Consider the following 8739-nt stretch of genomic DNA (forward strand, 5'->3'; position numbering starts at 1 on the left):
GCCTACGCTGAGGCCGTGCCATGCGCCGTCCCGCTCACCCGACCACGTCGAGCCGGTCCAGCGGCCACAGCGGGAGCCGCTCGACGTCGCACGCCGCGAGGAGCCGCGCGAGGTCGGGGTCGGCGGGATCGGCCCGGCCCTCGGAGGCGGCGAAGTACTCGCGCAGGAACGCCGCGACGAGGGGACCCGGCACGGCGTCGGCCGTGTGGTCCCCGCGCGACGGCAGGGCGATGAGCAGCAGGTCGCGCACGCGGCGGAGCCCGGGCCGCAGCGCGGGCTGCACGTAGGGGAGCGGCAGCAGGCGGAAGCCGTTGCGGTCCCAGAAACGCAGCCGCGCGGGCGGGTCGCTCGTCGGCGTGACGGGCCACGACCGCGGGTCCTCGATCTCGCCGAGCACGAGCGCCGCCGTCGACGCCGCGACCGTCTCCCGCACCAGGCGGGAGCCCAGGCCGTGCGCCCTGCCCGCCGGGTCGACCGCGAGGTAGGCGAGCAGCTGGACGGCGCCGCCGACGTAGTGCTCGTGCACGAGGCCGCCGACGACGCCCCCGTCGGCGCCCAGCGCCAGCAGCCCGTCGCCGGTCTCCCCGAGCGACTCCTGCAGCGACTCCAGCGGCTCGAGCTCGTCCGGCGGGAACGTCGACCGGAGGATGCGGACGTAGAAGTCCTCGACGACCGGAGCGGGCACCTCGCTCAGCCGGACGAGCGCGGGCTCGGGCGGCCGGACCTGCTCGGCGGACGCGCCCACCTCACGGCTCCGTCGACGCGACCGGGAGCGGCTCCGACGGGGCGTCCGTGGTCGTGCTGCCGCGGGAGGCCCACGGACGGGTCCAGCGCGGACGCAGCCGGCCCTCGTCGGCGACGCGGTGCAGGTCGTCGAGCGCGGGGTACCAGTCCTGCGGGCGGCGTTCCGCGAACATGCGCTCCATCGCGGGCGACGTGCCGAGCATGTCGAGGATGTAGTGCCCCCAGGAGATCCGGTCGGCCGCCGAGTAGGTCTTGCGGATGTCCCAGATGCACTCGAAGCAGTCGAGCATCAGCTCCGCCATGGCGTCGACGCGCGCGGAGAGCACCGGGTCGTCCACGGACGGCTCGCGGCCCTGGTAGAAGTACGGGCGCAGCTCGGGGTGCTCCACGAACTGGTGGTCGATGTCGAGCGTGAGGTCGGTCGCGCTGCGGTACGTGGTGATCTTGGTGCTGCGGTGCGCGCTCCGCCACGAGATGAGCAGCGAGATGATCGACGCCGTCAGCGCGAGGCCCGCGATGACCTCGGACGTGCCGATGCTGAAGTCGCCCATCCGACCCACCTGCCCACGGTCCCCGTCGCCCGTCGCGGCGTCTGGACCGAGCATCCCGCAGGGTGCCACCGCGCGCCAGGGCCGCACCGGCGCCGCGGTCGGGCGGTCCGACGACGTCAGACGGGCCGGCGGGCGTCCTGCGCCGTCCGGGGCGTCGGCACCGACCCGAGCCGGGGAGGGCGTTCGAGCAGGGCGCCGATCGTCTCCCGGGGTGCCGGGCGGCCGAACAGGTAGCCCTGGCCCTCGGGGCAGCCGAGCGCCCGCAGCGCCTCGGCCTCGTCGTCGGTCTCGATCTGCTCCGCGACCGCGGGCAGGTCGAGGCTGCGGCAGAGGTCGACGATCGCGCTCGCGAGCGCACGCCGACGGCGGCCCTCCTCGCCGGGCTCGGCCGCGAAGCGCGTGAAGGCGCCGTCGATCTTCACGATGTCGACCGGCAGGCGCTGCAGGTACGCGAGCGAGGAGTAGCCCGTGCCGAAGTCGTCGATCGCGACGCGCACGCCGTGCTCGCGCAGGCGGGACAGGGACGACTCGACGAGCGTCGCCTCCGGCTCCTCGGCGGCGAGCAGCGCGGTCTCGGTGATCTCCAGGACGAGCGCGCGCCCGGGCAGGCCCGCGTCGCGCAGCGCGCGCAGCACCTGCTCGACGACGTCGGGCTCGCGGAGCTGACGTGCGGAGACGTTCACGTGCACGCGCACGCCGTGCCGCTCGAACCAGGGCCGCACGTCGGCGCAGGCCCGGCGCAGCACGTGCTCGCCGATCGGGACGATGAGGCCGGTGTCCTCGGCGACCGGGATGAAGCCGTCCGGCATGACGAGACCGTCGGGCGACTGCCAGCGCAGCAGCGCCTCGACGGACTGCACCTGGCCGGTGCCGAGCGAGACGACGGGCTGGTAGTGCACGACGAGCTCGTCGCGCTCGACCGCGTGCCGCAGCCCTTCCGCGAGGTGCGAGCGCCGGTCCTGGGCCACGCGCAGGCTCGGGTCGAAGAGCCGCACCTGGTTCTTGCCGGCGGCCTTCGCGGCGTACAGGGCCAGGTCCGCGTCGCGCAGCGTCGCCTGCGGCTCGACGGTCGCGTCGACCAGCCGCACCCCGACGCTCGACGTCACGCGCACGGTCCGTCCGTCGACGACGAACGGCTCGCCCAGCGCACGGACCAGCCGGGTCGCGACGTCGCGCGCGTCGGCCTCGTCGGTGTCCTCGAGCACGACCGCGAACTCGTCGCCGCCCAGCCGCGCGAGCGTGTCGTCGCCGCCGACCACCCGACGCAGCCGTCGTGCGACCTGCACGAGGAGGTCGTCCCCGACGTGGTGACCGTGCTCGTCGTTGACCGTCTTGAAGCCGTCGAGGTCGACCATGAGGACGGCGCGCTCGCCGCTCCCGCGCCGGTCGGGCGCGGACAGCCGCTCGGTGAAGCGCGTGCGGTTGCCGAGACCCGTGAGGGGGTCGTGCTGGGCCTGGTGGCTGAGCAGCCGCTGCAGCGCGTTCTGCTCGTGCAGCGCGTGCTCGAGCTCGGCGGCCTGACGGTCGAGCGCGATCGCGCGCCGCTGCGCGGTGCTCGTCCCGACGACGAGCCGGGCCACGAGGAACGCCGACAGCGCGGTCAGGGCCAGCACGGGCACCGCGAGGTCGGACCACGCCATCGTCACGGTCGACCCGACGCGGAACGTGAGGAGCAGCGCGGCCGGCCCGAGCGACGCGATGGCGAAGAACACGAGTCCGCGTGCGAGGGTCAGGCCACGGCCCGGCTCGGCGTCGGGGGAGCCTGCGACGCCCGGGTGCAGCGCGGCGGCGCCGAACAGCACGAACCACACGAGCCACGCGGCGCTGCCGACGCCCTCCGCGAGCGAGGTGTCGAGCAGCGAGATGCCGGGCGCGCCGTCGCCGATGAGGGTCAGCGTGTAGAGGACGTCCCCGGTCGTCGACGCGGCGACGCCCGCGCCGAGCAGCAGGTAGGCGCGGTTGCGCGCGCCGTAGCGGAACAGCAGCCGCGACGCCATCAGGACCACGGCGAGGCCCGTCCCGAGCGAGGCGATCGCGATGACGTGCGCGGAGTCCTCGAGCGCCTCGCGGCCGAGGAAGCTGCGGAAGACGAGCGCCCAGTAGAGCAGCGCCGCGCCGACGACCACGACGACCGCGTCCATCGTCGCGCTCTCGTGCCGCGACCGCAGGGAGTTGCGGGGGAGCAGCGTGAACCCGACCGCGAGCAGGGCGTACGCGGGCATGTACACGACGTCGAACCACCACGGGATGACGTCCGCGTCGCCGACGGCGACGTACCAGCCCGTCCAGACGAGGTCGGTGGCCGCCCACCACCCGGTGCCCGCGGCGAGCCACCACCACGCGCGCGCGACGCGTCGCGGGTGGCGCCGGACGCCGACGACCATCGCGGCGCACGCGAGCACCGGCACGACGTCCCACAGCAGCTCGCCCGCCCAGCCCGGGACCACCATGACCGCGGCCGTGAGCGCGAGCCCGACCGCGAGGAAGCGTCGCCACGTGACGGCAGCCAGCGCGCGGGCGCGGGTCGACGCCACGTCCGACGCGGTCATCGACGCCTCCGGGGTCTCGGTCGTGTGCGCACGGCGCGCTGGGTGCGGGGCTGCTGACCGCACCTCGGGGCGGACCGGCACGGTCCCCTGCTCGTCGGATCGGCACGAGCAGCACGCGCGTGAGGCATGTCGGGCGACAGCACCCGCCTGGCGCACGTGGTCCGCGTCACGTGCCCGCGCGCGCCATGCCGGGCCGGTGGGATGCTGCTCGTCGGGGGAGGTGGGTCGTGGAGGAGGTCGTCGCGCGCTCACCAGGACCGCCGCGCTGGCTGTACGTGCTCGTCGTGGTCAACGGTGCGACAGCCGCGTACTGGGCGGTGCGCCTGGCCGGCGGGACGCGAGACGCAGCGGTCGTGCTGGGCGCCGCCGGGTGCCTCGCGCTGGCGGCGGCGCTGGCCCTCCTGCTCGACCGCCTGCGCGCCCGGCTCGTCGTGACGGACGACGCGCTGCGGGTCGAGCGCCGCTGGCGACCGCGCACGATCGCACGCGACGAGATCCGCGCGGTCCGTGGCGACGTGCCGGACCGGCCGTCGTGGTCGCAGGCCGTCCTCGTCGAGGTCGCCGACGGCCGCGTCGTCCACCTGTCGCCGCTCGACGCGTCCGCCGGTGACGTGATCGTCCGTCTGCAGCGGTGGGCGGGGGTGGGCGAGCGCGCCACGCCCGGCGAGGCGGATGCCGGGCGGGCCGGTGCTGCCTAGTCTCGGCTCATGACGACGACGCAGGACGGCACGGTCGACATCAAGCCGCGGTCGCGGCAGGTCACGGACGGTCTGGAGGCGACGGCGGCGCGCGGCATGCTGCGGGCGGTCGGCCTCGGCGACGAGGACTTCGCGAAGCCGCAGGTCGGTGTCGCGTCCTCGTGGAACGAGATCACGCCGTGCAACCTGTCGCTGGACCGGCTGGCGAAGGCGGTCAAGGACGGGGTGCACGCGGGCGGCGGGTACCCGCTCGAGTTCGGCACGATCTCGGTGTCCGACGGCATCTCGATGGGGCACGAGGGCATGCACTACTCGCTCGTGAGCCGCGACGTGATCGCCGACTCGGTCGAGACGGTGATGATGGCGGAGCGGCTCGACGGCTCGGTGCTCCTCGCGGGGTGCGACAAGTCGCTGCCCGGGATGCTCATGGCGGCCGCGCGCCTCGACCTGTCGAGCGTCTTCCTCTACGCGGGCTCGATCATGCCGGGCTGGGTCAAGCTGTCCGACGGCACCGAGAAGGACGTGACGATCATCGACGCGTTCGAGGCCGTCGGCGCGTGCGCGCGCGGGTTGATGAGCCAGGAGGACGTCGACCGGATCGAGCGTGCGATCTGCCCGGGCGAGGGTGCGTGCGGCGGGATGTACACGGCGAACACGATGGCGTCGGTCGCCGAGGCGATGGGCATGTCGCTGCCGGGTTCGGCTGCGCCGCCGTCGGCGGACCGACGGCGCGACCAGTTCGCGCGACGCTCGGGCGAGGCCGTCGTCGAGCTGCTGCGCCGCGGCATCACGGCGCGCCAGATCATGACGAAGGAGGCGTTCGAGAACGCCATCGCGGTCGTCATGGCGTTCGGCGGGTCGACGAACGCGGTGCTGCACCTCCTCGCGATCGCGCACGAGGCCGAGGTCGACCTCACGCTCGACGACTTCAGCCGCGTCGCGGCGCGCGTGCCGCACCTCGGCGACCTCAAGCCGTTCGGCCGGTACGTCATGAACGACGTGGACCGCATCGGCGGCGTGCCGGTGCTCATGAAGGCGCTCCTCGACGCGGGCCTGCTGCACGGCGACTGCCTCACGGTCACCGGCAAGACGGTCGCGGAGAACCTCGCCGACATCGCGCCGCCCGACCCCGACGGCAAGATCCTGCGCGCGCTCGACGACCCGATCCACCGCACGGGCGGCATCACGATCCTGCACGGCTCGCTCGCGCCCGAGGGTGCGGTCGTGAAGTCGGCCGGCTTCGACTCCGACGTCTTCGAGGGCACCGCACGCGTCTTCGAGCGCGAGCGCGCGGCGCTCGACGCCCTCGAGGACGGCACGATCCAGGCCGGCGACGTCGTCGTGATCCGCTACGAGGGCCCGAAGGGTGGGCCGGGCATGCGCGAGATGCTCGCGATCACCGGGGCCATCAAGGGTGCCGGGCTCGGCAAGGACGTCCTGCTCATCACCGACGGCCGCTTCTCCGGCGGGACGACGGGCCTGTGCGTCGGCCACATCGCGCCCGAGGCCGTCGACGCGGGGCCGATCGCGTTCGTGCGCGACGGCGACCGGATCCGCCTCGACGTCGCGCACGCGACGCTCGACCTGCTGGTCGACGACGCGGAGCTCGCCGCGCGCCGTGAGGGCTGGGCGCCGATCGAGCCGCGCTACACGCGCGGCGTGCTGGGCAAGTACCAGAAGCTCGTCCAGTCGGCGTCGAAGGGCGCGGTCCTGAGCTGACGTCGTCGGCCCGTTCGGCGGACGCGCGGGCCGTGCCGCGGGCCGCCGCTCGTCAGTCGCCGGCGATCGCGCGGAGGGCCGCGAGGTGGTCGCGGAGGGCCGTGCGGCCGTCGGGGGTCAGGGCGAGCCAGGTGCGCGGACGCTTGCCGACGTACCCCTTGCGGACCTTCACGTACCCGGCCTGCTCGAGCACCGTGACGGCCTTGGAGAGCGCGGAGTCGCTGATCTCGACGGCGTCGCGCACCGCGCCGAACTCGGCCTCGTCGGTCGCGGCGAGCGCGGCGACGACGGACAGCCGCACGGGGGAGTGGATGACCTCGTCGAGGCGGGCGCGTGCGGGTTCGCCGACCGCGTCGGGGCCGGGCAGCGGCGGTGTCACGCCTGCGCCTCGCGCCAGGCCCCGCGCGCCAGCGGGAACGTGGCGAGGACCGCGGCCGCGAGCCACCAGAGCACGGACTCGCGCAGCCAGGTGAGCCCGACGACCAGCGCGATCGCGTAGACGACGCCCCACGTCGTCACCGCGGCGACCCACCGCAGGCCCATGCCCTGCTTGGTGACGGGTGCGCCGCGGAGCCAGGCCAGCGAGAGCACCAGGAGCGTCAGCCCGTACGCGCCGGCGAGCGTGAGGGCGCCGGCGTCGTCGGGGATCGTGGACAGTCCCACGAAGAACATGAACGTCGAGGCCGCGTGGCCGGTGAGCCAGAGGGCGTGGCGGTTCTGGCCGCTCGCGCGCAGGGTGCCGGCCGCGGCGGCGGAGCGGGCGAGGAGCGCGCGGGCCTCGTCGGGCGTAGGTGCGGGGGTCGTCTCGTTCTCCGTCATGACACTAGTTTCCACCTCGGAAAGTAGATGCGCAAGGGGGAGTTGTTCCGTGCCGTCGTGCGGTGGTCCCGTCGTCGTGGCGGCAGGAGTGTCCGGGCTCAGCGGCTGCGCAGCACGAAGTCCTGGATCGCCACGACGGCCGCTCCCCGCGCCCACTGCGAGAAGTCGCCGGGTTCGACGACCACGTCGACCGGCGTGGCCTGCGGGTGCCGGTCGGCGGCGACGGCCGCGCGCACCGCGTCGCCGGCGACGACCGCGAGCCCCACGCCCTCGCCGGTGAGGACGACGAGCTCGGGCATCGTGAGGTTCGCGACCGCGGCCACGAGCCGGCCGAGGGCACGGCCCGCGTCGTCGACGATGCGCCGCGCGGCCGGGTCGCCGTCACGGGCGAGGTCGAGCAGCTCGTCCACCGCGACCGGACGTCGTAGCGCGACGGCGGCCTCGGCCTCGAGCGCCTCCGTGGTGAGCATCGCGCCCGCGCACCCGCGGTGACCCTCGGGGCACAGGGGTCCGTTCGGGTCGAGGGGGAAGTGGCCGACGAGGCCGAGCCCCATGTCGGCGTGCCGCACGAGGCGGTCGTGCACGACGAGCCCGTAGCCGACGCCTGCGCCGACCGTCACGACGGCGAACGTCCGCACGTCGCGCCCGGCGCCGAACCAGTGCTCCGCGGACGTGAGGGCGGCGACGTCGTTCTCGACGACCGTCGGCAGCCCGGTGCGCGCGCGCACGAGCGTGCCGAGCGGCACGTCGTGCCAGCCGAGGAACGGTGCGAGGTGCACGGTCGTGCCGTCCGGGGAGTGGCCGCCGAGGCTGACGCCGATGCCCGTGGGCCCGCTCGGGACCGCACCCGACGGCGCCGCGGCGACGAGCGCGTCGACCAGCGACCCGACCACCGCGACGACCGCGTCCGGGTCGTCCTGCGGCAGGTCCGCGGAGCGTGTCGCGACGACCGTGCCGCGCAGGTCGACGAGCACGGCGTGCGCGGTGCCGACCGCGAGGTTGACGCCGACGAAGTGGTGCGATGTCACGTCGACGTCGAGCGGCTGGCTGGGGCGGCCGACGGCGGGGCCGGGGCGTGCGTCGGACTCGACGAGCAGGCCGCGCCGGACGAGGTCCTTGGTGAGGCGCGTCAGGGTCGGCTGCGAGAGGTCGAGCCGGCGGGCGAGCTCGGCGCGCGACAGGGGTCCGCGCAGCAGCACCTCGAGGGCGACCTGGAGCTCGCTGCCGCCCTCGGCCCACTCCGGTCCGTCTGCGACCACGGCTCCTCCACTCCCCGGCACGACGGTCGTGGCGATCGTGGCACGACGCGCCCTGCGCCTGACGTTACCTTCCGTACCGGAAGGAAGACGCGCGAATGGATACGGAAAAATGGGATCGTGACCACAGTTGACACGAGAGTTAGTTCCACCGTGGAATGAATCCGTGCTCACGCCCACCCGACTCATCGCACCGCTCCACCTCCGCTCCGGCGGCACGAGCGTCGTCCTCGACACCACCGACGGCGGCCTGCCGCGGATCGTCCACTGGGGGCCCGACCTCGGCCCGCTCGACGACGACGCGCTGCGCGGCCTGCTGGCCGCCGCGTGCGCGATCCCCGTCTCGGGCGGCCTCGACGTCGCCGTGCCGGTCACCCCGCTGCCCGAGGCGTCGACCGGCTGG

8 protein-coding genes and 1 pseudogene are annotated in these 8739 nt (G+C 74.6%); 3 read left to right on the plus strand and 6 right to left on the minus strand.

Annotated features, from left to right (window positions below):
* Positions 1-34: 34 nt before the first annotated feature.
* The 3 genes from HGA02_RS05300 to HGA02_RS05310 all read right to left on the minus strand — a co-directional run bounded on the left by HGA02_RS05300 (position 35) and on the right by HGA02_RS05310 (position 3844).
* Entirely contained in the window at positions 35-745 is a 711-nt protein-coding gene (locus HGA02_RS05300; RefSeq protein WP_168678120.1) for a GNAT family N-acetyltransferase, read from the minus strand.
* Position 746: 1 nt separating this feature from the next.
* Positions 747-1295, minus strand: a complete 549-nt coding sequence (locus HGA02_RS05305; RefSeq protein ID WP_168678121.1) for a hypothetical protein — start codon at positions 1293-1295, stop codon at positions 747-749.
* 116 nt (positions 1296-1411) lie between these two features.
* Positions 1412-3844: a putative bifunctional diguanylate cyclase/phosphodiesterase gene (locus HGA02_RS05310; RefSeq protein ID WP_168678122.1), complete on the minus strand. Its 2433-nt coding sequence runs from the start codon at positions 3842-3844 to the stop codon at positions 1412-1414.
* A gap of 227 nt (positions 3845-4071) precedes the next feature.
* Between HGA02_RS05310 and HGA02_RS05315 the strand changes: the two genes are divergently transcribed.
* The gene (locus tag HGA02_RS05315; protein WP_168678123.1) at positions 4072-4542 is read left to right on the plus strand and encodes a hypothetical protein; all 471 of its coding nucleotides are present in this window, start codon (positions 4072-4074) and stop codon (positions 4540-4542) included.
* A 9-nt stretch (positions 4543-4551) separates the two neighbouring features.
* The gene (ilvD, locus tag HGA02_RS05320; protein WP_168678124.1) at positions 4552-6261 is read left to right on the plus strand and encodes a dihydroxy-acid dehydratase; all 1710 of its coding nucleotides are present in this window, start codon (positions 4552-4554) and stop codon (positions 6259-6261) included.
* Positions 6262-6313: 52 nt separating this feature from the next.
* Here ilvD and HGA02_RS05325 read toward each other — a convergent pair whose 3' ends face one another.
* The 3 genes from HGA02_RS05325 to HGA02_RS05335 all read right to left on the minus strand — a co-directional run bounded on the left by HGA02_RS05325 (position 6314) and on the right by HGA02_RS05335 (position 8339).
* A complete protein-coding gene (locus HGA02_RS05325; RefSeq protein WP_124341999.1) occupies positions 6314-6640 on the minus strand; it encodes a winged helix-turn-helix domain-containing protein in 327 nt (108 codons plus the stop codon).
* Positions 6637-7080: a hypothetical protein gene (locus HGA02_RS05330; RefSeq protein ID WP_168678125.1), complete on the minus strand. Its 444-nt coding sequence runs from the start codon at positions 7078-7080 to the stop codon at positions 6637-6639. Before HGA02_RS05330 ends, HGA02_RS05325 begins: the two co-directional genes overlap by 4 nt.
* A 98-nt stretch (positions 7081-7178) precedes the next feature.
* Positions 7179-8339, minus strand: a complete 1161-nt coding sequence (locus tag HGA02_RS05335) for an ROK family protein (RefSeq protein ID WP_168678126.1) — start codon at positions 8337-8339, stop codon at positions 7179-7181.
* A gap of 163 nt (positions 8340-8502) precedes the next feature.
* Here HGA02_RS05335 and HGA02_RS05340 point away from each other — a divergent pair.
* A pseudogene (locus HGA02_RS05340) lies at positions 8503-8739 on the plus strand (alpha-galactosidase); the annotation flags it as partial.

Origin of the sequence: Cellulomonas septica (assembly GCF_012396155.1) — a bacterium.
In the GTDB taxonomy this organism is placed as follows: domain Bacteria; phylum Actinomycetota; class Actinomycetes; order Actinomycetales; family Cellulomonadaceae; genus Cellulomonas; species Cellulomonas septica.

What these genes read in the sequence shown, in the direction of transcription:
- HGA02_RS05305 (WP_168678121.1), bottom strand. Translation starts at nt 1,295, where the DNA reads ATGGGCGACTTCAGCATCGGCACGTCCGAGGTCATCGCGGGCCTCGCG.
- HGA02_RS05310 (WP_168678122.1), bottom strand. Translation starts at nt 3,844, where the DNA reads ATGACCGCGTCGGACGTGGCGTCGACCCGCGCCCGCGCGCTGGCTGCC.
- ilvD (WP_168678124.1), top strand. Translation starts at nt 4,552, where the DNA reads ATGACGACGACGCAGGACGGCACGGTCGACATCAAGCCGCGGTCGCGG.
- HGA02_RS05330 (WP_168678125.1), bottom strand. Translation starts at nt 7,080, where the DNA reads ATGACGGAGAACGAGACGACCCCCGCACCTACGCCCGACGAGGCCCGC.